The following is a 22,024-nucleotide window of genomic DNA, read 5'->3' on the forward strand; positions in this document are numbered from 1 at the left end:
CCTCCGCCGGGTCGGCCACCGTTTCGATGCGGATGGATCCCCTGTCTCGTCAAGGGGCACGGGTGATCCACCTGGGACGTTCATCAGGTGACCCGGCGGGACCGCGCCGATCGTCAGGACGCAGGATCGCTCGGCGCATACTGATCACGCTGTACACGGCGCAGGCAAGAGCACCTATGCCGAACTGCAGAGCGAGATCTGTTTCGTTCCCGACCTGCACCACGTTCTCGGCCGGGCGAGACGGATCGTAGAGGACCGGTATTTCGTCGCCGACCTCGACCTCACCTCCCACGCTGCCCAAAGTGGTGGTCACCTTGCGATTCTCACGCGTGCTGAAAGTCACCGTGGCCGTGTCAGGGGCGTAGCGCTTCGTATGAACCGACGAGACCGTCGCCGAGACCACCACGCCGTCACGATCCAGGAAGTGGTTCGCGAGGACCTGGCTGGTGGCGAGCAGCCCGAGCACCACCGCGCCGAGCAGGGCCCAGCCGGCGCGGCGACGCGATCTCCCCGCCGAAGGCCGCAGAGAAGGTGAAGGTTGTGAATCCTCGGCCCGGTCGTCTCGATGACCCTGCGGTACCGGTTCACCGCTTCTGCGGCGTTTCCTTCTCGGGCGTGCACGCCTCTTCATGGTGCTGGAACGAACCGGGAGCGACGACTGGTTCCCATTGCCTGACCAAGGCCCTTGATCTTCCGCGGTGGCCGGGGCACGCACCCCCTCGGAGGGTGACCCATTCGGCGGCCGGTCGATGCGCCGCTTCACCGAACGGAGCGCCGCCTGGGTCCGGGCCAAGCTCTACCGGCTCTACCGGCTCTACCGGCTCTACCGGATCCTGCTGGATGAGCTCTCTCCACGGGGACGTGGCCTCCCGCGAAGAGGCACTGGCGTGGGCCGCCAAGATCGCCGTCGCCTGCCGCTGCGCGCAAGAGGTCCGGGAGCTCATGCCCGACCCCGAAACGGACGCGATGCTCCGCCAGGCCGACCGGCGATGACGGCATTCCGGCGGCGTCTGACCGAGGAAGACCCCCCACGTTAGAGCACGACTCGCGCGGCAGCGATTGACGACGCGGGTCCGCGGATCGACCCGAACCGGGAACGCGGGGCGGTGACCCGGGGATCGGGCGTGGGACGAAGCCCGGTTCCCGTCGTCCGGCTCTTCCCTGCCCCGGACCGATGAGATTTCGCGGTGGATGCCGTCTCAATACCGCACGAGGCAATCAGCCGGCAGAGGAGACAGCAGTGAACGACATCGAACCGCAGACCGCGAACGGCAAGGTGCTCTGGCACTTCACCATGTCCCTGGACGGGTTCGTGGCCGGGCCCGACCACGAGATGGACTGGATGATGACCGGCATCTCGCCCCAGCCGGGCCTGATCGAGGAGTACGTCGAGACCACCGGCGCGGTCCTGGGCGGCCGGCGCGGCTGGGACCACTTCCCTGATCCCCACGGCGTCTACGGCGGCGCCTGGACCGGACCCATCTTCGTGCTCACCCACCACCCGGAGGACGCCAAGCCCGCCGACGGCGTCACATTCCTGAACTGTGACGTGGCCGAGGCGGTACGGATCGCGCTGGCCGCGGCCGGCGGCGGGAACGTCGAGGTGCTCTCGCCGACGATCGGTGGCCAGCTTCTCGAACGCGGCCTGCTCGACGAGATCCACCTGCACATCGCGCCCGTGCTGCTCGGCGACGGCATCCGGCTGCTGGACCTCCCCGGTGGCCGGCCGCACTACCTCCACCGGGTCGGCGCCGGCGACCCCACGGCCGAGCTGAGTGTGCGGTACCGGCCGGTCAAACCGTAACCGCGAGCGTCACCACGTTCGGTGTTCGCGCCGTACGTGTCCGGTCCGCGACCACTACGGCGACGATGGGGAGGAACCGCCGGCGCACGCCCTCCTCACCGTCCGCCGCCGCTGCCGGGCGGCGATACCGGGTCGGCGGCGGCGTGAGAGGGCAGTCTGGCCGCCGCCGGGACGCCGAGCGCGGCGACGGCGGCGAGAAGCAGCAGCGTGGGCCCCATCGCGCCGCCGAAGGCCGCGGCCGTCCACCGCGGCCCCCCGCCACCGGCTTGTCCGGCGGCCAGGCCGGGCGCGATGAGCGTGATCGACGTGGTGGCCAGGGCGATGCCCAGCGCCGGGCCGATGTTCATGACGGTCTGCTTCAGCCCGCCGGACACCCCCGCGTCGTCGGCGGATGCCTGCTGCACGACGACGGCCGTCGCCGTGACCATCACCGTGCCGAAGCCGGCGCCCAGCATGAGGAACGCCCCCGTCATCACCGGTGAGGCCGCCGACCGGTCTGCACCGGCCAGCAGCAGCATTCCCGAGCCGACCAGGGCAACCGCCGCCAGGGCCGTCCGGCGGGGACCCTGCCGGCGCAGCAGCACGGCGGCGACCGGCGCGCCGACCACCATCATCACCGCCGGCGGCAGCATGCGCAGCCCGGCCTGCAGCGGGTCGAGCGCCAGGACCTCCTGCAGGAAGTAGCTGCCGACGAACAGTGCCCCGAACATCGCCGCGGCGGTCGTCACCAGGACGGCCAGCGCCGCGGTCAGCGTCCCCGACGCGAGCACGTGCCGGGGTATCAGCGGGTGGGCGGCGATCCGCTGGTGCCGGACGAACGCGCCGCCCGCCGCGACGGCTGCGGTCAGGCTGAGCGCGGTGCCCGCGGTCCATCCCGTGTGAGGTGCCTCCACCAGGGTGTGGACCAGGCACGCCAGGGCCGCGGCCAGCAGGCAGGCGCCGGTCAGGCCGAGCCGGCCGGTCCCGGTCCCGGCGCCGGGACCGGGGCCCACACCGGTGTCGCGCGGTGCCGGCACGCGGACGGCCAGGGCTGCCACGCCGATCGCGAGCGCGGGGGCGACGTTCAGGAGGAACACCGAACGCCAGCCGAAGTGGGCGGTCAGCGCGCCGCCGAGGAGCGGGCCGGCGGCGGCCGCCAGGCCGATGGCGCTGTTGCGCACCGCGATGGCCATCGGGAGCCGGTCGGGCGGGAACGCGGAGCGGAGCATCCCGAGGGTGGCCGGTTGCAGCAGCGCGCCGAAAAGTCCTTGGGCGACGCGCAGGCCGATGACCCAGCCGATGCCGGGCGCCAGCGCGATCGCCATCGAGGTGGCGGCGAAGCCCAGGGTCCCGGCGGCGAAGACCTCCCGGTGACCGTAGCGGTCGGCGAGCCTGCCTGCGAGGACGAGCAGGGCGGCCACGGCGATGAGGTAGCCGGTGCTGGTCCACTGGACCTGCGCGAACGAGGCGTGCAGGTCCCGTTGCACGGCGGGCTGGGCGATGGTGAGCACGGTTCCGTCGAGGGCGACGATGACCGCCCCCGTGACGCTGCCGGCCAGCGTGAGACGGCGGTGGCGTCCCGGCCTCACCGCGGTTCCGGCCCGAGGTGCGCCTCCAGCGTGGCCCGCAGCAGCGACTCGAGCTCGGTCGATCCGGTGGTCAGTTGCAGGCTGCCCCAGGCCCACAGCTGGGCGATGCCGTGCGCGTTCGCCCACAGCGCGCCCGCGGCGATCCGCGGGTCCACGCCCGGCCGCAGGCCTGCCCGGGTCAGCAGATCCACCACGACGTGGAACAGCGGCAGGCTGGCTTCCCGCAGGCCCAGACGGTTGCTCTCGAGCAGGTCGTGGCGGAACATCAGCTCGTACATGCCGCGGTTGGCCAGCGCGAAGCCGAGATATGCCCGGCCCAGCGTCGTCAACTGCGCGCGCGGGTCCGCCCGGCCGTCGCCCAGCGCCCGGGCGACCTCGGTGCCCAGGGCCGCGAAGCCCTCCCGCGCGATGGCGGAGAGCAGTTCCAGGTGGGTGGGGAAATAGCGGCGCGGTGCGCCGTGCGAGACTCCGGCCCGACGGGCGATCTCACGCAGTGACAGCGCCCGCGTCCCCTCGCGGGTCACCAGATCCACGCCGACCTCTATCAGGCGGGCACGCAGCCCGGCGTCCTCCTCGCGCATAGACACTGTCTACCAAAGTGGGTAGACAGCGTCTACCCACTCGAAGATCGACGGGGTGCCCCACGCCCGCTTCCGGGGGCACCCCGTCTCTCACCGGCTCGATCGCGCGGCGGGCGGCCTGCGGTTCGGTCTCCAGTTCGGCGCTGCGTTGCCCGGCCGCGACCGGTTCGGCCTTCTCGCTGCCGGCCGAGCGGGCTCCAGACCGCGGTCGATGCGGTACGGCGCTGTGGGCGGCAAGTGCGCTAGTCGTCGTCCTGCTCGATGGCCTTCCACAGGAAGGCGCTGCTGCCGGTGATCTGGCTGCTGCGGGAGTCGAACGTCGCCGAGCCGTTCGCCGCGTCGTCGTCCTCGGCCGCTGTCACGGTGAGAGGCTGAGGGACGTCCCAGTTGTCCGGGGTGAAGGTCAGCGGCGGTCCGGCCGACAGGTCCGTGTCGCCGGCGACCCGCGCGGTGCCCACGACGACGTTGCCCGGGGGCCGCTGGCTGAGCCGTACCTGGACGCTCGCCGTGCCGCCCTCGGGCACCGTGAGGTCGGAGGGGGAGATGAGGATCCGCAGCCGCGGGGGTGAGGGCGAGGGGCTGGGTGAAGGGGTGGGACTCGGCACCAGCTTGACCGTGCACGGTACGCCGTTGAGGGCGAAGTCCGTCGGCGGCGGGTTGCCGCCGGTCCAGGTTCCGTTGAAGCCGATGCCGAAGGTCCCTCCGGAGCCGATCGATCCGCCCCACGCGGGGTTTCTGGCGGTGACCCGCTGGCCGCTCTGGCTCCACTGCGCGCTGAAGCCACCGGTGATCCGCTGGGTGCTCGGGAACGTGAAGGTCAGCGCCCAGCCCGAGAGCGGCTCTCCGGTGTTGGTGATGTCGATGAAGGCGGTGAAGCCGCCCGACGAGGAGCCCCAGGTGTGCGAGGTGTAGGTCACAGCACAACCGACCGCCGCGTCGGCCGAGGTCGCCGTGCCGCCCATGACGGCCCCGGCCGCGAGCAGCGCGGTGGCCGCGGCCGACGCCAGAACCCTGTTCCGAAAAAAGCCCTTACCGAGTCTCACCAATGACCAACCTCTCGTTGAGACACTCCGTCGGCCGCCGCCCGTCCGCGTCGGTGGTTCCAGGTTCGGACGGTCCTCGGAGGATGTACAGATACCGTCATCGCCCGTACGGCCATCGCCTCCCCGGAACCCGGGTGGGGCCCGGGGAGGGGCCTTCGAGACCTCGGGAAACGCCGCCCTCGCACCCGCCGTCCAGGTGGGGGCGGCAGGCGGAACCGGATGAAAGATTCACCTGGCGTCGGCGGCCCGACCGGCGAGCCGCCGGTGACCCGTACGGCGGCCGGCGGGCCGTCCCCGCGTTCCCCGACCCCGGTACTCCCCGCGGCGTCCTCTTTCGGGTGATGATGCGGTGTCCTACCAGGCATTGATGGAAGCGGCCCGCCGCATCTTCAAGCCGACCGATGCGGAGAAAGCGCAGGACGAGTGGGAGGAGCAGAAGATGAGGCAGGAGGTGAAGGACGAGCAGGACGAGGAGAGGATCATCCAAGACGAGGTGCGGCAAGGAGGGATCTGGAACTGACGAGACGTTCCACGCGGGCGGCCGCCGGGAATCGTGAGATCGCCTGGTCAGAGGTTGTAGCCACCGGAGACTTCGATGTCCTGCGCGGTCATCCAGCGGCATTCGTCGGTCAGCAGGGTAGCGATCACCATGCCGATGTCGTCGGGCTCACCGAGCCGTCCGAGGGCGGTCCTGGCCGCGAGCGCGGGGATCACCTCGGGGTGGCGTTCGAACGCGTCGCCGCCGATGCGGGTGCGGGTGGAACCGGGGGAGACGGAGTTGACGCGGATGCCGCGCTCGCTGAACTCCTTGGCCAGATAGCGGGTCAGCACGACCAGGCCGCCCTTCATGGTGCCGTAGGCGGAGTAACCGGGCTCCAGGCCGGAGAACAGGGCCGCGTTGCTCGTGGTGTTGACGATCGCGCCGCCGTCGGCCAGCAACGGCAGCAGGGTCTGGGTCAGGAAGTACGGGCCTTTGAGCAGCACCCGCATGAGCGTGTCGAACATCTCCTCGGTCGTGTCCTCGAACATCGCCATCTGGCCGAAGCCGGCGTTGTTGACCAGGAAGTCGAACGTGTCGCGCCGCCAGGTGTCGCGCAGCGCCCCGGCGACGGACTCGCGGAAGGCCGGGAACGTCTCCGAGCGGCCGACGGCCAGCGGCAGCGCGACGGCCGTGCCGCCGTTCTTCTCGATCGTCGCCACCGTGTCCAGGGCTCCGGGCTCGTTGCCGTGATAGGTCAGGATCACTCCCGTTCCGCGCCTGGCGATCTGGACGGCGGCGCTCTGCCCGATACCGGAGCTGGCACCGGTGACGATGGCTACCTGCATGATTGGACTCTCCTGTTCGTTTGTGGAGGGGCACCGGCCCTGCGGTGCCGGCTTTCGCGTGTTGAGGCCGCCGCCGGGTGCGGGGCCCGTGGTGTGTTGGAGGCCGCCGGGTTCGGACCCCGTGGTGTGTTGGAGGCCGCCGGGTTCAGGCCGCCGGGTTCAGGACCCGGGCGAGCCAGTCGCCGCGCGTCCGGCGTGCCGTGGCCGAGACGCGCGCCTGCGGGTAGAGCGCGTCGAATCCGTGGAAGCCTCCCGCCCAGACGTGGAGTTCCGCCTGACCGCCCGCCGCCCAGATCCTGGTGGCGTAGTCGACGTCCTCGTCGCGGAAGACCTCGGCCGTGCCGGCGTCGATGTAGGTGGTCGGCAGGCCCGAGAGGTCGTCGGCCACCGCGGGGGAGACATAGCCGGGCACGTCCTGGCCGGCGAGGTCACCGAGGACCGATCGCCATCCGAACTCGTTCATCTCGCGGGTCCAGACGCCTTTCCCGCCGGAGAACTGCCGGCTGGAGGTGGTGATGTTGCGGTGGTCGAGCATGGGGCAGATCAGCACCTGGGCGGCGATCGCCGGGGTGCCGCGGTCGCGTGCCATCAGGGTGACTCCGGCGGCGAGGCCGCCTCCGGCGCTGGCTCCCGCGACGACGATGCGGGTGGGATCGACGCCCAGCTCGTCGGCGTGCTCGGCGATCCAGAGCAGACCGTGGTAGCAGTCCTCGACCAGCGTCGTGCCGCCGGCCTCCGGCGCCAGCCGGTAGTCCACGGAGATCACGACGGCGCCGAGCCGGTCGAGCCAGTCGAGGGGGATGTCGATCTGCGAGAAGCGGTCTCCCATGACCATCCCGCCGCCGTGGATCCAGTAGACGCACGGTGCCGCCGTGGCGCGATCGGTACCGGCGGGGCTGAGGATCGACAGCGGGAGCCGCGTGCCGTCCGGGGCGGGGATGGTGAGCTCCCTGCGGTCGACGGCACGGCCGTCGAGAAGGGAGTCGATCGGCGTCGACGGGAACCGGCGCAGCTGGGCGAGCACCTCGGGGTCGAGGTCGGACATGAGCGGCATCTCCGCGAGGAGAGCGCGCAGCTCGGGGTCGAGGTCGGGGCGTGCCGGTGTCATGGTGGGGTTCCTTTTGCTGAGGTTCGCTGAGGTTCGCTGAGGTCGGTGGGGTCGGCCGGGTTTTTCAGAAGGCGGCCTTGCCGCCGACCGGCACCTCGTCGGTGTACCGGGACTCGCCGGCGAGCAGCGGCTGGAGCTTCGCCACCAGCGCCTGCGCCTCCTCGGTCGCGAAGAACCTGCCGTGGGCCTCCTCGCTGGTCCAGCCCTCGGTGACGGAGACGATGTCCGGGTCGCCGGCCGAGCGGCTGACCAGGAAGACGACGCAGTCCTCGTTCGACAGGGACGGCGCGTCGAGCAGGAACGCGACCAGCTCGTCACCCTTGCCGGGCTGCGCGGTCATGGTGGCGTGGAAACCGTGGTCGACGGCCATGGGGGTATCTCCTCATTCGTGGAGCAGTCTTGCGCTCCTGGGATTTCGATAAGCCCATGTAAGCATCGCTACCAGTGGAAACGTTAGAACGATGCTCCCGATCTCTTGCCTGATCCTACCGCTGTGAGAATTATCAGGTTTGTGCTTCAATCGGGGCATGGACCTTGACGAGCTGCGGGCCCTGCTCGCTCGCCATGCCCGGCCCGACATGACCACCGACATCGACGGCGTCCTGGTCTCGAAGGTCGAGCAGCCGGATCCGCCGTCGCCGTCGATGTCGGGCACGGTGCTGGCGCTCATCGCGCAGGGCGCGAAACGGATCGCGCTGGGCGACCGCGTGTACGAGTACCGTGCCGGGCAGTATCTCGTCGCCTCGGTCGACATGCCGATCACCGGCCACTTCACCGAGGCCTGCCCAGAGAGGCCGGCGATGGGCTTCGGCCTGATCCTGCACCCGGCCACCGTCGCCGAGCTGTTGCTGCAGGCGGCCCCCGGGGACCTCCCGCCCGGCGGCGGCACGCCGTCCGGCATGGCCGTCAGCGACGCGCCCGGCGAGCTCGTCGACGCGGTGATCCGGCTGCTGCGCCTGCTCGACCGGCCACGCGACGTCGCGGTGCTCGCACCGCTGATCAAGCGGGAGATCCTCTGGCGGCTCGTCACCGGCGAGCAGGGCGCCGTCGTACGCCAGCTCGGCCTCGCCGACAGCAACCTCACCCACGTGGCCCGGGCGGTCCGGTGGATCCGTGACCACTACACGCAGTCCTTCCGGGTGGAGGACGTGGCGCGGCTGTCCGGCATGAGCGTCTCCGCGTTCTACCGCAACTTCCAGGCGGTCACCGCGATGAGCCCCATCCAGTTCCAGAAGCAGATCCGGCTGCAGGAGGCCCGGCTGCTGCTCGCCGCACATCCCCACGACGTCACCGGGGTCGGCTACCGCGTCGGCTACGACAGCCCGTCCCAGTTCAGCCGCGAGTATCGCCGCCAGTTCGGCGCGCCGCCGAGCGAGGACGCAGCCCGCCTGCGCGGGACGACACCCGGCACCGCGCCGGCCCTGGTGTAGGAGCCGTTCGGGGCGCCGGAGCGGATCGTCGCTGAACCAGCCCGTATCCAGGTGCGTAGCTGGGGGTGTCAGAGGCGTGAACGTCCGTCAGGAGGCCCAGTTGGCCGGTCCCACCGATCGCAGCCGAGCGCACACCGCAGCGCACAGCCCGTCGTACTTCTCGCTCATGCGGGCCGCGCCGGAGCAGCCGGAGCAGGGGGAGGAACTGGTCGACTTCTGCATCCCCTGCAACCCGTACTTCCCCACACCCGAGGTCTTCGGCGTCCTGGAGCGCAACCTCGGCACGATCCTGAAGTTCTACCCCAGCGACGCCGACACGATCACCGCCGAGCTCTGCGGGGTGCTGGGCCTGAACCCGCAGACCGTCGTGATGGGCAACGGGTCGACGGAGCTGATCACCTGGATCGACCACCTGCTGGTCAGGGAGAGCCTGGCCGTGCCCATCCCCACGTTCGGCCGCTGGACCGACCAGCCGATGGAGACCGGCAAGCGGGTGGACATGTATCCGCTGCCGGAGAACCAGGGGTTCGCGCTGGACGTGGACGCCTTCGTCAACTTCGTCCGGCACCGCGGCTCCCGGGTCGCGGTCATCTGCAACCCGAACAACCCCGACGGGGGCTACCTGCGGCGCCACGAGGTCATCGCCCTGCTCGACAGGCTCGTCGACCTCGACCTGGTCGTGGTGGACGAGTCGTTCATCGACTTCGTCGACGCCGAGCCGTACCCGAGCGTCGCGAACGAGGCCGCCATCCGGCCCAACGTGGTCGTGCTGAAGAGCCTGGGCAAGAACTTCGGGCTGCACGGCATCCGCTTCGGCTACATGGTGGCCAACCCCGCGCTGGCGGGCAGGGTGCGGCGCGCCCTGCCCAGGTGGAACCTGAACTCCTTCGCCGAGACCGTGGTCTTCATGATCCGCCAGCACATGTCCGAGTATCTGGACAGCCTCCGGCTGCTCGCCCTGGACCGCGAGTCGATGCGCTACCAGCTGACCCGGGTCCCCGGCCTCACCGTCTTCCCCTCCCAGGGCAACTTCCTGCTGGTACGGCTCCCCGGGGGCAGGGACGGCGCCGCCCTGCGCGACCAGCTGCTCGACGAGCACAACCTCTTCGTCCGCGAGTGCGGCGACAAACTCGGCATGACCAGCCAGTTCATGCGCCTGGCGGTCCGGCCGGAGCGGGACGTGCGGCGCCTGATCAGCGGGCTGTACGCCGTCCTCTACGAGAGCGGGAGCAGGTCGCTGAGCTCGGTGCCGCCACCCCTGCCGGCACCGACCCCGACGCCTCTGTACGACCCGCTGCCCGCGTCCCTCTCGACGCACCTGCAGACGCAGACGCACCTGCAGACGCAGACGCCCCTGCAGACGCAGACGCCCCTGTACGAGGGTGACCGCCGCTTCGACATGCTGTCGGCCGTGCCGCCCTCCGTCTGAGACACCCCGCGCCCGGCCGCCGGGGCACTCGCCGAGGACTGAGGAGTCGACGAAGCCGGCCGAGGAGCTTCTCCGCGCGGGCCTGGAAGAACGGTCCGAGACGCGTTGACCGCATACCCTTCTCGTTGTGGCAGACCGCATACTCTTCTTGTCGTAGTACGACGTAGTACGACGTAGTAAGAGGCGGACAGCGGACGGATCTCAGCGAGGAGGCACCCGTGCCAGACGCGGTATGGATCCTGGGCGGCTACCAGAGTGACTTCGCCCGCAACTGGTCGCGGGCCGGTCAGGGGTTCGCCGAGCTCACCGGGGAGGTCGTGCGCGGCACCCTCGACGACGCCGGTCTCGCCCCCTCCGACGTGGACGTCATCCACGTCGGCAACGCCTTCGGCCAGCTCTTCACCGGACAGGGCCAGCTGGGCGGCATGCCCGCCACCGTCGAGCCCGGGCTGTGGGAGGTCCCCTCGGCCAGGCACGAGGCGGCCTGCGCCTCCGGCGGCGTCGCCGCGCTGGCCGCGATGGCCGACATCGAGTCCGGGCGCTACGACTGCGCCCTGGTCCTCGGCCTGGAACTGGAACGCACCGTGCCCGGCGACCTCGCCGCCGGGCACCTCGGCGCCGCCGCGTGGGTGGGCCACGAGGGGCAGGACGCGAAGTTCGTGTGGCCCCACATGTTCAGCGCCCTCGCCGACGAGTACGACCGGCGCTACGGCCTCGACGACGCCCACCTGCGGGCCGTCGCCGAGCTCAACTTCCGCAACGCCAGGGCCAATCCCAACGCGCAGACGCGCGGGTGGACGTTCACCGAGGCGAGCTTCGCCGCCGACGACGAGGCCAACCCGGTGGTGGAGGGCAGGCTGCGGCGTACGGACTGCAGCCAGATCACCGACGGCGGCGCCGGGGTGGTGCTGGTCGGGGAGCGTTTCCTGTCCCGCCACCCCGGACTCGCGCGCGAGGGCCGCCTCGCCCGGGTGCTCGGCTGGGGGCACCGGACCGTCGGGCTCCCGCTGGCGACGAAGCTGGAGCGCAGCCGCGACGAGCCGTACGTGCTGCCGCACGTGCGCAACGCGGTGCTCGACGCGTTCTCCCGCGCGGGTGTCGGCGGCGTCGACGACCTCGACGGCATCGAGACGCACGACTGCTTCACCATGTCGCAGTACGCCGCGATCGACCACTTCGGCATCACCGGACCCGGTGAGAGCTGGAAGGCCATCGAGAACGGCGACCTGGAGATCGGCGGGCGCATCCCCGTCAACCCGAGCGGCGGTCTCATCGGCGGCGGCCATCCGGTCGGCGCCACCGGGGTCCGGATGCTCCTCGACGCGGCCCGCCAGGTCACCGGCAGGGCCGGTGCCTACCAGGTCGAGGGGGCGCGCCGGTTCGGCACGCTCAACATCGGCGGCAGCACCACCACGACCGTCGGTTTCGTCGTCGGGGCCGAGTAGGCCGAGGCGGAGGGCACCCGCGACGGCGGCCCGCGGGAGACGCGCGTGCTCCTGCACCTCGCGGTGACGGACATGCGTCATGTCAAGATTCGCCGGAAAGGCCGGCAGGCGAGCGGCTGAACCGTCCGGCTCCCACCTTCCGGTGAGGGCGGGAGCCGGTTCCCGTGCGGTCAGGAGGCGGGCGGTGGCGCGCTTCCGTTGTAGAACGGGTTCTCGGGCAATCGCCCGGGCGTGACGAGCAGCCGGATCACCCCGGCCTTCACCTGCCAGGCGTTCCAGACGGTCCACTCACGTCCGACCCGGTCGGCGGGGAGCGGCTCGAAGGACAGCCCGCCCGTCTTCGCGTCGATCCGGACGAGGCTGAACACCGCGGCCAGGTCGCGTTTCCGCGCCTCGGCCAGGACCTCGTCCACCGGACGGCCGTCCCTCAACCGGACCCCGGCGAACATCTCGCCGGGAGCCATGGCCAGGTCGAAGTTCGCGTACTCTTCTCCCTGTCTCGCCTGGCGCCCCAGCCTGACGTCCACCTTGCCGGTGAAGCCGGCGGGAATCCGCATCACCATCACGCACCCGGCGTCCCTGCCCGGCTCGCATCTCCCGGGAGCCGTCTCCATCGAGAGGGGGACACCGCCGAACCGGGGACCGGAGGGATCCGGCGGCGTCCCCGTGTCGGGCCCGTCGTCACCCGAGATCATCATTCCCAGGATCTCTCCGACGCTGCCCGGCGAGACGGGCACCGGGCGCAGCGTGATGTCCAGGCCGACCGCGCGGAACGCCTCGGTGTATCTGGCGTGGTCGGCGAACGGGTCCTTGATGCGGGCGACGTACTGCTCGCCGTCCAGCATGATGTCGACGGCGGAGTTCGCGTAGCTCGTGGCGCTCCCGTCACGCAGCAGGCCGGGGCCGACGACGAGTGCGGCGACGAGCACCCCGGCGGTGAGCGCCCCGGTCACCAGGCGCGGTCTCCACGACCGGCGGTGCGACGGCGAGGCCGCGGGGACCTCGGACCCGGATTCGGACACGATCGACGCCAGCAGTGCCCGCGCCCCCGCTGCGGACGCCTGACCGGCCAGCTCGTCGTCGCGGACGCGGGGCGGCGGGCCCACCCGCTCATCGGTGTTCTTCACGAGGACCTCCACGTCGGGACCCGTGCGGCCCGGCTCATCGGGGTGAATTCGATCCCGGCCTCCGCCAGCCCGCGCGAGAAGCGCCGGCGGGCCCGGTGGAGCCGGATGCGTACGGCGTTGCGGGAACGGCCCAGGACGGACGCGATCTCCCCGGCGTCCAGGCCCTCCCAGACGACGAGCGACAGTACCTCGCGATCGTCTTCGGACAGTTCACGAAAGACCCGTCCGATCGCCCTGAGCTCCATCCCCTCCGCAGGCGGCGCGGTGCGGGCGTAGAGATCGGCGACGTCCTCGCGCAGCGCCGTCTGGTGAGCGTGTCGGCGGATCAGGCCCCGGCGGTGGTTGGCGAGGACGTTGCGCGCCACGCCGTACAGCCACAGCCTCGCCTGCTCGCCGGGCGGCAGGTCGTCCACCCGGCGCCACGCGATCTCGAACGTCTCGGCCACCACGTCGGCCGCGTCCTCCGGGGAGTCGCAGCGGCGCGTCGCGTAGCCGAGGATCCGTTCGTACGTGTCGAGATAGACCTGCTCGAACCGGGCTCTTCGGTCGTCAAGCACGGGCGGTTCCCATGGCAGGAGGCCTCCTCTGGTGGGGGTCGTGGACACCCATCCATGTCGAAGGCGCCGACATCATTTCTCCCAGACCCGGAAATTTCTGGAAACGTCGCTCAGCCGGTGGCCGGTGCCCGGCCGATGCCCGCCTCGACGCGCTCGACGGCGATCATCGCGCCGAAGGCGAGCAGGTGCAGCAGGCAGTGGTCGCTGTACCGGTCGGCACGCCAGCGGGCGACGTCGTCCTCGGTGATCTGGTCCGGCGCCAGTGCCGCGAGGATCGCCAGGGTCGCCCCGGCCCGGTCGCCGGGGGACAGCGCGTCGAGTGAGGTGGCGGGCCACCCGTCGCCGGCGGGGAGATAGCCGCCGAGGTGACGGCCGACGGTGTCGCGTACCGCCGCACGGGCGTCCTCGGACAGCAGGAACCCGCCCTTGGCCGCCGAGTCCCGCAGTGCCGCGTACGCGGGCCCGACGGTACTTTCCCCCGCCCAGGCGGGTGCGGGCCCGGCCTCGCCGTCCTTGAGCAGGAGAAGGCCGTCGCCGGAGCGGCGCCGCTCGACGACGCGGGCGATCGGCGCGCCCTCGAAGGGGCGTGCGGTGTCCGACTCCCGCATGCCGCCGGGAAGCAGGTGTTCCGCGAGCAGTATCAGGACCATGCGGTTGACGAAGTGCAGCGCCAGCGCGGTCCCGACGTACTCCGGGACGAGCGCCTCGGGGACGGGCGGCGCCCCGGGGGCCGGTGATCCCGGGGCGCCGGTGGACCTCGCCCACCGGACGACGGCCGCGGCGTCCTCGTCCGCCGGGTCGTCACCGCGACGGAGCGCCCGCGCGACGTCGCCTCCCCCGGCCAGCTCCAGAAAGGCCAGATGTCCGGCTATGTCGTACTCGCACCGGTTGACCTGGGAGACGGAGACCGCGACGGCCTCCTTGTGCCGGCGGGGGACGGATCCGGCCAGCAGCGACTCGCGCAGCAGAGCCCAGCCGGGGGCGAGCAGTTCGGGGGCGGGGGACATCATCATGACCGCCGGGCCGATGCTGCTGAACTCGGCGTCGACCTGGTCGTAGACGGCGGCGACCTGCCCGGTGGCGGTCTCGGGCGGCACCGGGGTGATGTGGCGGAAGAGTGAGGGCATCGAACGGTCCTTTCGCTGACGGTCGCGCCGCCGGAGGGCGTGCCCGGGCACACCGGGACGGTCCCCCGAACGAGCGCGGGCTGCGATCGTCGCCCCTGTGACGGCCCGAGGTCGTGGTACCAGGGAAGGTTCTTTCGGCTACGCCGCGAGGAGCAGGGGAGCTTTCGGCTACGCCGCGAGGAGCATCGGCAAACTCTCCGCATCCAGCCGGCAGAACGCGCCGGCGGCGGCGCCGAAGGAGTAGCCGACAATCCCGATCCCCAGGGTGGGGCAGGGAACTCGTCGTCATGTGAAAGGCCCGTCACTATCTCTGCTCCGTAGTCAGGACGCGTCGGGTCCGGTCCCCGATCCAGGCCGCTTCGAGGATCGCGGTCAGGCTGGCGGTGTCGGTCGGGCCTGGATGGTTCTGGATCAAGCGGGTGACGCCACCGGCCATCTCCGCGAAGCGCGGGAGGTCGGCGCGTGCCACGCCGATGTCCGCCAAGGTGGCAGGGATGCCGATGTCGGCAAGGAGCCCGTCGAGCCAGGTGAGGAACGTTTCTGCGGCCTCGGCATCCGAGGCGTCGGTCACGTCGAGCCCGCACACCCTGGCGAGGATGGCCAACCGGTCGCCGATGGCATCCCTGGCCGCGTCCAGCGCGTAGGGCAGCAGCAGCCCGACGCCCAGGCCGTGCGGCGTGTGGGTGGCTGCGCCGATGGGGTACTGGAGGGCGTGCGGAGCCGCGTTGCCCGCGTGGGAAAATGCGAGCCCGGCCAGCATGGACCCATAGGACATGTCCGCGCGCGCGTCCTTGTCGCCTCCGTCCCTGACGACACGGGGCAAGCTGCGGGCGATCCGCTCCGCGGCCAGGAGCGCGTAGTGATCGGTGATCGGGTTGCGGCCGAGGAAGACCTGCTCCACCGGGTCGCGCGGTCCGTGGGCCCGGGGTCGCGCGGTGTAGCTCTCCACCGCGTGACAGAACGCGTCGATGCCGGAGTGGGCGGTGACGGTCGCGGGGCAGGTGTAGGTGAGCTCGGGGTCGACGATGGCGAAGTCGGGCACGATGTGGACACTGGAGACCCCCACCTTCAGCTCGCGGTCCGGGTCGGTCAACACCGAGACGGGCGTGAGCTCGGAGCCGGTGCCTGACGTCGTCGGGACCGCGACGAGAGGAATCGTCGGCCCCGGCACCTTCGACTCGCCGTAGAAGTCGCGCGGCGTCCCACCGTGGCATCGGATGACGCCGACGATTTTGGCGAGGTCGATCACCGTGCCACCCCCGATGGCGAGGATCACGTCGGCGTCCACCTCCGCGGCGACCGAGACGGCCAGGGCGACATCGGCGAGTGGCACGTCCGGAGTCGCGTCGGCGAACACCCCGACGGCCGCGACCTTCTCCCGCACGGCGGCCACGATCTCGGCCACGCCCGGCTGCCCCAGAAGAACCCGGTCGGTCACGATGAGGACTCGCGAGCCACACTCGGCCACCACTCGCGGGATGTTCTGCGCGACCCCTTCGCCCACTATCAGCTGGCGTGGTCCGCGGACGGTCTCAAGCATGTCGGTGCCTCTCTGGAACGTCGGCGGTGATTTGCTGGGCGGACGTCCAGGTCACCTGCGAGACCGGGACGGCGTCGGCAAGGTTGGCTGCCGGGTGGCGGCGGATTCGTGCCGGCCATGGCCCGGGTCCCGCCCCACGGGTGGAGGCCGGTCAGGTCATGTGCGCACAGGGCGCGGTGATCCTCGGCGGGTACCCGGAGCAGCGGGCCGGTCACGGTAGGTCGATCGACGCGTAGGTGACGTCGAGGTACTCAAGGATGCCCTCGTGCGACCCCTCCTTGCCGATCCCGGACTGCTTCACGCCTCCGAACGGAGCCGACGGGTCCGAGATCAGACCACGGTTGATGCCGATCATTCCCGTCTCCAGCCCCTCGGTGAACCGGAGCGCCCGCTGGAGGTCACGGGTGAAGACGTATCCGACCAGGCCGTGCTCGGTGTCGTTGGCCTTCGCCATCACCTCGTCGTCGGACGTGAACGAGATGATCGGCGCCACCGGGCCGAAGATCTCCGCCTCCAGCATCCGCGCGTCTTCGGGCACGTCGACGAGGACCGTAGGCGGGTAGAAGTGGCCCGGCCCCTTCGGACGCTCGCCGCCCACCAGGACACGGGCGCCGCGATCGACCGCGTCGGCGACGAGCTCGTCGATCTTGGCGACCGAGGCCTCGTCGATCAACGCCCCGACGTCCACGCCGTCGTCGAGACCGTGGCCCACCGAGAGCGCGCCCATCCGCTTGGCGAAGCGCGCCGTGAACTCCTCGCGCACCGGCTCCTCGACGTAGATTCGGTTGGCCGCGATGCAGGACTCCCCGATGTTGCGCATCTTGGCCACCATGGCACCGTCGAGCGCGACGTCCAGGTCCGCGTCGGCACACACGATCAAGGCCGCGTTGCCGCCCAGTTCCATGGAGGTGCGCAGCACGTTGTCCGCCGCCTGTCGTAGCAGCACGCGCCCGACCTCGGTCGACCCGGTGAACGAAAGCTTGCGGGTCCGACGGTCGGCCAGCAGCGCTGAGACCACCTCGCCGGCACGCTTGGTCGTCACGACGTTGACGACGCCCGGGGGAACGCCGACCTCCTCCATGATGCGGGCCAGGAACAGCATGGTGAGCGGCGTCTGGGCCGCCGGCTTGGTGATCGTCGTGCAGCCCGCCGCCAGCGCAGGAGCGATCTTGCGGGCACCCATGGCCAACGGAAAGTTCCAGGGCGTCACGAAGACGCACGGTCCGACCGGCTTCGGCACGGTGAGGATGCGATATCCGCCGGCGGGAGCGGTGTTGTAGCGCCCCTCGACGCGCACCGCCTCCTCGGCGAACCAACGGAAGAACTCGGCGCCGTAGGCCACCTCTCCCCGAGCCTCGGCGAGCGGCTTGCCCATCTCGAGCGTTATCAGCCGGGCGACCTCCTCGGATCGCTCGGTCAGTGCCCGGTACGTCGCGGTCAACAACTCCGACCGTTTTCGCGGCGGGGTCGCCGCCCACTCCGCCATTGCCCTGCTCGCCACGTCCAGAGCGGCGAGCCCGTCGACGACGCCGGCGTCCGCCACCTCGGCGATGGTCTCGCCGGTGGCCGGATCCTCGACGACAAAGGTGGCTCCGTCGGCGGCGTCGCGCCAGGCGTCGCCGATCCGGAGCCGCCGGTGCTCGGGGGCCAGGACGTTCATCGGGTCACTCATCGCGTCGCCTCCTGTGATGTTCTTGGTGATGTCCGGCGTGACCTCGGCGATCGCGCCACGCGCTTTGACGAACGGGTCACACGGCCTCGTCGGGGCCGAGGCCGCCGAGCGGGTCGAACGTGGCCGTCAGTCCTGGGGTCCTGGCCGCGGGGCTGACGGCCACACGCCACCGATCGCCTTCTCGGGCCATGGCCGCTTCGGCGTCGTCAGGCCGTGCCCGCCGGTGCTCACCGGTGACGGTCCGCCGAGGCTCGATCGCCACGTGCGGGCGCATGGTGACGTCGCCGCCCTGCGCGGTTACCTCCCGGCCTCGGACAGCGCCAGCCCGGTGCTCGCATCGAACAGGTGCGCACGGTCCAGGTCGACCGTGACGAGCAGCCGCTCGCCCGGCGTACCGGTGACGGTGGGTCGTGCCTTGACCTTGAGGATCTCCGTCCCCACTTGGACGTCGACCACCGTTCGGTCACCGAGCGGCTCAAGGCCGTAGAGCTCACCCGACAACGACGCGTCCCCACGCCGCTCGACGGACAGGTCCTCCGCGCGCAGGCCCAGCAGCAGCGGACGACCGTCCTCAGCGGTGGTCCAGCGGGGCCGCGGCAGCGTCCAGCCTTCCGCCCCGACCAGACGATCTCCCTCGGCGTGGCAGGCGAGCAGGCTGATCGGCGGGCTCCCGACGAATCCCGCGACCCACTGGTTGGCCGGACGCTCGTACACCTCGCTCGGCGTTCCGACCTGTTGCACCTTCCCCTCCTTGAGGACCGCGACCTGGTCGGCCATGGACAGGGCCTCGACCTGGTCGTTGGTCACGTAGACGAAGGTCGCCCCGAGGCTCCGGTGGATGCGGGTGAGCTCGGTGCGCATCTCGACGCGGAGCTTGAGGTCGAGGTTCGTCAGCGGCTCGTCCATGAGGAACGCGCGCGGGCGACGGACCAGCGCCCGGGCCAGGGCGACACGCTGCATCTCACCGCCCGACAACTGCGCGGGACGACGCTGCAGCAGACGTTCGATGTGCAGCAGGCTCGACATCCGCTCGACGGCGGCGGCGATCTCGCTCGAGGAACAGCGGCGTGCCCGCAGCGGCGAAGCGATGTTCTCGTACACCGTGTGTCGCGGGTAGAGGGCGTAGCTCTGGAAGACCATGGCCAGGTCGCGTGCGGCCGGGGTGTCAGCGGTCGCGTCCCTCCCGTCCAGATGCACCGACCCGGCGTCAAGCTTCTCGAGGCCGGCGATCGCTCGCAGGGTCGTCGTCTTGCCTGCCCCGGAGGGCCCGAGCACGACGAAGAACGAGCCGTCCGGCACGTCCAGCGTCACCCCGTCCAGGGCCTGGACTTTACCGAAGGACTTGCACAGCCCGTGGACTGCCACGGTTCCCATCAGGCCACCAGCTCTTCCGTGCTCACGTCGTAGACCGGCGGGGGCCCACCGGTGTGCCGCAGCCCGACCGGTGCGTCAGCGGCGAAACGGACAGTCGGTGGCATCCGAACCCGTACGTCGCGCTGGTCGCCGTGGTCGACCACGTAGATGATTTCGTCGCCCAGCCACTCCGCCGAGACCACGCGGGCCGGGACCGAACGTTCCGCCCCCGGTTCTGTGACTTCCAGCGCCTCCGGCCGGACGCCTGCGACCAGGGAACGGTCGCGCGGCAGGTTCGGCGGTGGCGTGAGGACCAGTCCGCTCTTACTGCGCAGCTTCCCGTCGGCCACCTCCACCTCGATCAGGTTCATCGGCGGGGAGCCGATGAACGCGGCGCAGAAAAGACTCGCCGGGCGGTCGTAGACCTCCAGCGGCGTGCCGATCTGCTCGACGCGGCCCTTGTTGAGGATGGCGATCCTGTGACCGAGCGACATCGCCTCGACCTGGTCGTGGGTGACGTAGACCATCGTCGTCCCCAGTTCCCCCTGCAGGTGCTTGATCTCCGTGCGCATGTCCGCCCTCAGCTCCGCGTCCAGATTGGTGAGAGGTTCGTCCATGAGGAATGCGCGCGGTCGTCGCACCAGGGCGCGAGCGAGCGCGACGCGCTGCTGCTCCCCGCCGGACAGCCGGTGCGGTCGCCGGTCCAGGAGCGGACCGAGCCGCATCAGCCGGGCGGCCTCCTCGACCCGCTCCTGCACCTCCGGCTTGGGCAGTCCCTCGGCCCGCAGGGGGAACGCCAGGTTGTCGCGGGTTCTCAGATGCGGGTAGAGAGCGTAGAACTGGAACACCATGGCGATGTCGCGCTCGGCGGGCGGCAGGTCGTTGACCAGCGTGTCGCCGATGCGGATGTCGCCCGTCGTCTGCCTCTCCAGGCCGGCGATGGCCCGCAGCGTGGTCGTCTTGCCGCACCCCGAAGGGCCGAGCATCACGAACAGCTCGCCGTCGCCGATGGACAGGTCCACGTGCTCGACCGCGACCGTCCCGTCCGGGTAGCGCTTGTGCAGGGCGGTCACCTCGATGCCCGCCATCAGCGTCGCACCGCCCCGAGCGTCACACCGGCGATGAGGTGCTTGCGCACCAGGTAGGCGAAGACGAGCACCGGCAGGGCGAACACCACGGAGGCGGCGGCCACGAGACCCCAGTCCACGGTGGTGCCACCGATGAGGCCGGCGATGGCGGGCGGGGCCGTCCGCACGGTGTCACTGGAGGTAAGGAAGATGGCGAACACGAACTCGTTCCACGAGAAGATGAGGGCGAAGACCGCCGTCGCGGCGATACCGGGCACGAGCAGGGGAAGGGTGAATTTCCAGAACGCCTGCAGGCGGGTGTAGCCGTCGAGCATGGCGGCATCCTCGTACTCCGCGGGCACCTCGTCGACGAACCCCTTCATCATCCAGATCGTGAACGGGACGTTGAACGCGGCGTAGATGAGGATCAGGCCGAGCTTGGTGTCGATGAGCCCGAGCTGGCGGTACATGAGGAAGATCGGGATCACGACCACCACGGGCGGCATGAAGCGGGTGGACAGGATGAAGAACAGCTGGTCCTTCTTGGCCTTCACGGAGAAGCGCGAGTAGGCCCAGGCCGCAGGGACCCCCAGCACGGTGGCCAGCGCCGTGGAGACCCCGGCGACCACGACGGAGTTGAGGAACGCGACGGACAAGGTCGAACGACCGCCGCCGGAGGCGACGAACACGTCCTTGAAATGGTCCAGAGTGACCGTGAAGTCGAAGAACTTGGCCGGGATGGCGTAGACGTCCCGGTTCTCCTTGATGGACGTCTCGATCATCCACAGCACCGGGAAGAGCATCACGACGGCCAGCACGGTCAGTAGCGCGATCTCCAGCACGGAGCTGCCCCGAAAGCCGAAGCGGCGCGCGGCGGGCGTGCGATCCCGGACAGGACCTGGGGACACGGCCTCGTCGACGGAGAGGGCCATCAGTCCTCCTTGAGCTTGTTCAAGTAGCGCAGGTAGAGCTGCGTGAGGACGATGACGATGATGACCATGAGGATCCCGTACGCCGAGGCGGTTCCGGTGTTGAAGCCCAGGAACGCGACCTTGTAGACGTGGAACGACAACGTCTCGGTGGAGACCCCCGGACCCCCGCTGGTGAGGATGTAGACGAGGTCGAACAGCCGGAAGGCCTCGATGGCCCTGAACAACACGGCGATGAGGAGCAGCGGCCACACCAGCGGAAGAGTGATGGTGCGGAACCGGAACCACTCGGACGCCCGGTCGATCGAGGCGGCCTCGTACAGGTACTTGGGGACCGCGGTAAGGCCCGCGAGTGCGATGAGCATGATGAACGGCGTCCATTGCCAGGTGTCGACCACGATCAGGGAGATCAGTGCCGTCCGCTGCCGGGTGAGCCACTCCACCTGCCCCAGGCCGAGCGAGCCGAGCATGCTGTTGATCACGCCGAACTGCGCGTCGAGCATGAATTTCCAGAACAGCCCGACCACGACCTGCGACAGCATCATCGGAACCAGGAACAGAGTGGTCAGCAGTCCTCGCCCGTGCGTGCGCCGTGAGATCAGGTAGGCGATGGTGAATCCGAGCACGGTCTGCAGGGCGACCGCGCCGACCACGTAGATCAACGTCGTGAAGGCCCTCAGGTGGACCTGCGCCGACGTCAGGATGGCGGTGTAGTTCTCGAACCAGACGAAATTGGCCGACCCCCCACGGGTGGCCGAGTAGTCGGTGAAGGACAGGTACAACGCCCACAGCAACGGGAACACCGACATGGCGAGCAACAGCAGCAGCGCCGGGGAGATGAAGGCCACGGCGAGCCCGCGGTCGCTCAACCGGCGGGACCAGCCCGGTGCAGGCGGCGTCGCGGACGCCGCCTGCCCG

23 protein-coding genes are annotated in these 22,024 nt (G+C 70.5%); 6 read left to right on the forward strand and 17 right to left on the reverse strand.

Annotated elements, in window-relative coordinates:
* Positions 1 to 49: 49 nt before the first annotated feature.
* Positions 50 to 469 carry a DUF3592 domain-containing protein gene (locus AB0F88_RS35540; RefSeq protein ID WP_362694629.1) on the reverse strand — a complete coding sequence of 140 codons (420 nt, stop codon included), beginning with the start codon at positions 467 to 469 and terminating at the stop codon, positions 50 to 52.
* Between the two features lie 371 nt (positions 470 to 840).
* Here AB0F88_RS35540 and AB0F88_RS35545 point away from each other — a divergent pair, with 371 nt between their 5' ends.
* Together AB0F88_RS35545 and AB0F88_RS35550 are read left to right on the forward strand one after the other, a co-directional pair.
* On the forward strand, positions 841 to 993 hold the full coding sequence (locus tag AB0F88_RS35545; RefSeq protein ID WP_362694632.1) for a hypothetical protein: 153 nt from the start codon (positions 841 to 843) through the stop codon (positions 991 to 993).
* Between the two features lie 247 nt (positions 994 to 1,240).
* The gene (locus AB0F88_RS35550; RefSeq protein WP_362694635.1) at positions 1,241 to 1,804 is read left to right on the forward strand and encodes a dihydrofolate reductase family protein; all 564 of its coding nucleotides are present in this window, start codon (positions 1,241 to 1,243) and stop codon (positions 1,802 to 1,804) included.
* A 95-nt stretch (positions 1,805 to 1,899) separates the two neighbouring features.
* Here the strand turns inward: AB0F88_RS35550 and AB0F88_RS35555 are convergent, their stop codons facing one another.
* The 3 genes from AB0F88_RS35555 to AB0F88_RS35565 form a co-directional block, all read right to left on the reverse strand.
* Complete coding sequence (locus AB0F88_RS35555) at positions 1,900 to 3,372, reverse strand: MFS transporter (RefSeq protein ID WP_362694638.1); 1,473 nt, start codon at positions 3,370 to 3,372, stop codon at positions 1,900 to 1,902.
* Entirely contained in the window at positions 3,369 to 3,953 is a 585-nt protein-coding gene (locus AB0F88_RS35560) for a TetR/AcrR family transcriptional regulator (RefSeq protein WP_362695031.1), read from the reverse strand. Before AB0F88_RS35560 ends, AB0F88_RS35555 begins: the two co-directional genes overlap by 4 nt.
* A gap of 242 nt (positions 3,954 to 4,195) precedes the next feature.
* Positions 4,196 to 4,996, reverse strand: a complete 801-nt coding sequence (locus AB0F88_RS35565) for a cellulose binding domain-containing protein (protein ID WP_362694641.1) — start codon at positions 4,994 to 4,996, stop codon at positions 4,196 to 4,198.
* Positions 4,997 to 5,345: 349 nt separating this feature from the next.
* On the opposite strand from AB0F88_RS35565, the gene AB0F88_RS35570 reads away from it, so the two are divergent.
* Entirely contained in the window at positions 5,346 to 5,516 is a 171-nt protein-coding gene (locus tag AB0F88_RS35570) for a hypothetical protein (protein WP_362694644.1), read from the forward strand.
* A gap of 47 nt (positions 5,517 to 5,563) precedes the next feature.
* Here the strand turns inward: AB0F88_RS35570 and AB0F88_RS35575 are convergent, their stop codons facing one another.
* The 3 genes from AB0F88_RS35575 to AB0F88_RS35585 all read right to left on the reverse strand — a co-directional run bounded on the left by AB0F88_RS35575 (position 5,564) and on the right by AB0F88_RS35585 (position 7,800).
* Positions 5,564 to 6,322, reverse strand: a complete 759-nt coding sequence (locus tag AB0F88_RS35575) for an SDR family oxidoreductase (protein ID WP_362694647.1) — start codon at positions 6,320 to 6,322, stop codon at positions 5,564 to 5,566.
* A gap of 145 nt (positions 6,323 to 6,467) precedes the next feature.
* The gene (locus tag AB0F88_RS35580; protein WP_362694650.1) at positions 6,468 to 7,430 is read right to left on the reverse strand and encodes an alpha/beta hydrolase; all 963 of its coding nucleotides are present in this window, start codon (positions 7,428 to 7,430) and stop codon (positions 6,468 to 6,470) included.
* Positions 7,431 to 7,494: 64 nt separating this feature from the next.
* Entirely contained in the window at positions 7,495 to 7,800 is a 306-nt protein-coding gene (locus AB0F88_RS35585; protein WP_362694653.1) for an antibiotic biosynthesis monooxygenase, read from the reverse strand.
* A gap of 157 nt (positions 7,801 to 7,957) precedes the next feature.
* On the opposite strand from AB0F88_RS35585, the gene AB0F88_RS35590 reads away from it, so the two are divergent.
* From AB0F88_RS35590 to AB0F88_RS35600, 3 genes are all read left to right on the forward strand, one after another.
* Positions 7,958 to 8,860, forward strand: coding sequence for an AraC family transcriptional regulator (locus tag AB0F88_RS35590; RefSeq protein WP_362694656.1), 903 nt, complete (start codon positions 7,958 to 7,960; stop codon positions 8,858 to 8,860).
* A 76-nt stretch (positions 8,861 to 8,936) separates the two neighbouring features.
* On the forward strand, positions 8,937 to 10,289 hold the full coding sequence (locus tag AB0F88_RS35595) for a histidinol-phosphate transaminase (RefSeq protein WP_362694659.1): 1,353 nt from the start codon (positions 8,937 to 8,939) through the stop codon (positions 10,287 to 10,289).
* Between the two features lie 218 nt (positions 10,290 to 10,507).
* On the forward strand, positions 10,508 to 11,734 hold the full coding sequence (locus AB0F88_RS35600) for an acetyl-CoA acetyltransferase (RefSeq protein WP_362694662.1): 1,227 nt from the start codon (positions 10,508 to 10,510) through the stop codon (positions 11,732 to 11,734).
* Positions 11,735 to 11,904: 170 nt separating this feature from the next.
* On the opposite strand, the gene AB0F88_RS35605 is transcribed toward AB0F88_RS35600, so the two are convergent.
* The 10 genes from AB0F88_RS35605 to AB0F88_RS35650 form a co-directional block, all read right to left on the reverse strand.
* The gene (locus AB0F88_RS35605; protein WP_362694665.1) at positions 11,905 to 12,861 is read right to left on the reverse strand and encodes a hypothetical protein; all 957 of its coding nucleotides are present in this window, start codon (positions 12,859 to 12,861) and stop codon (positions 11,905 to 11,907) included.
* On the reverse strand, positions 12,858 to 13,418 hold the full coding sequence (locus AB0F88_RS35610; RefSeq protein ID WP_362694668.1) for a sigma-70 family RNA polymerase sigma factor: 561 nt from the start codon (positions 13,416 to 13,418) through the stop codon (positions 12,858 to 12,860). Before AB0F88_RS35610 ends, AB0F88_RS35605 begins: the two co-directional genes overlap by 4 nt.
* Positions 13,419 to 13,528: 110 nt before the next feature.
* Positions 13,529 to 14,545 carry a carboxymuconolactone decarboxylase family protein gene (locus AB0F88_RS35615; protein WP_362694671.1) on the reverse strand — a complete coding sequence of 339 codons (1,017 nt, stop codon included), beginning with the start codon at positions 14,543 to 14,545 and terminating at the stop codon, positions 13,529 to 13,531.
* A gap of 304 nt (positions 14,546 to 14,849) precedes the next feature.
* On the reverse strand, positions 14,850 to 16,085 hold the full coding sequence (locus AB0F88_RS35620; protein ID WP_362694674.1) for an iron-containing alcohol dehydrogenase: 1,236 nt from the start codon (positions 16,083 to 16,085) through the stop codon (positions 14,850 to 14,852).
* Between the two features lie 211 nt (positions 16,086 to 16,296).
* Positions 16,297 to 17,757 carry an NAD-dependent succinate-semialdehyde dehydrogenase gene (locus AB0F88_RS35625; protein ID WP_362694677.1) on the reverse strand — a complete coding sequence of 487 codons (1,461 nt, stop codon included), beginning with the start codon at positions 17,755 to 17,757 and terminating at the stop codon, positions 16,297 to 16,299.
* A 76-nt stretch (positions 17,758 to 17,833) separates the two neighbouring features.
* Entirely contained in the window at positions 17,834 to 18,019 is a 186-nt protein-coding gene (locus tag AB0F88_RS35630; protein ID WP_362694680.1) for a hypothetical protein, read from the reverse strand.
* A 35-nt stretch (positions 18,020 to 18,054) separates the two neighbouring features.
* On the reverse strand, positions 18,055 to 19,131 hold the full coding sequence (locus AB0F88_RS35635; RefSeq protein ID WP_362694683.1) for an ABC transporter ATP-binding protein: 1,077 nt from the start codon (positions 19,129 to 19,131) through the stop codon (positions 18,055 to 18,057).
* Positions 19,131 to 20,198, reverse strand: a complete 1,068-nt coding sequence (locus AB0F88_RS35640; RefSeq protein ID WP_362694686.1) for an ATP-binding cassette domain-containing protein — start codon at positions 20,196 to 20,198, stop codon at positions 19,131 to 19,133. The genes AB0F88_RS35635 and AB0F88_RS35640 overlap by 1 nt, the downstream gene beginning before the upstream one ends.
* Positions 20,198 to 21,109 (reverse strand): carbohydrate ABC transporter permease, encoded by a 912-nt coding sequence (locus AB0F88_RS35645; RefSeq protein ID WP_362694689.1) that lies wholly within the window; start codon positions 21,107 to 21,109, stop codon positions 20,198 to 20,200. Before AB0F88_RS35645 ends, AB0F88_RS35640 begins: the two co-directional genes overlap by 1 nt.
* The gene (locus AB0F88_RS35650; protein WP_362694692.1) at positions 21,109 to 21,975 is read right to left on the reverse strand and encodes a sugar ABC transporter permease; all 867 of its coding nucleotides are present in this window, start codon (positions 21,973 to 21,975) and stop codon (positions 21,109 to 21,111) included. The genes AB0F88_RS35645 and AB0F88_RS35650 overlap by 1 nt, the downstream gene beginning before the upstream one ends.
* Positions 21,976 to 22,024 lie beyond the last annotated feature (49 nt).

It is taken from the genome of Streptosporangium sp. NPDC023963, assembly GCF_040639135.1.
Taxonomy (GTDB): domain Bacteria; phylum Actinomycetota; class Actinomycetes; order Streptosporangiales; family Streptosporangiaceae; genus Streptosporangium.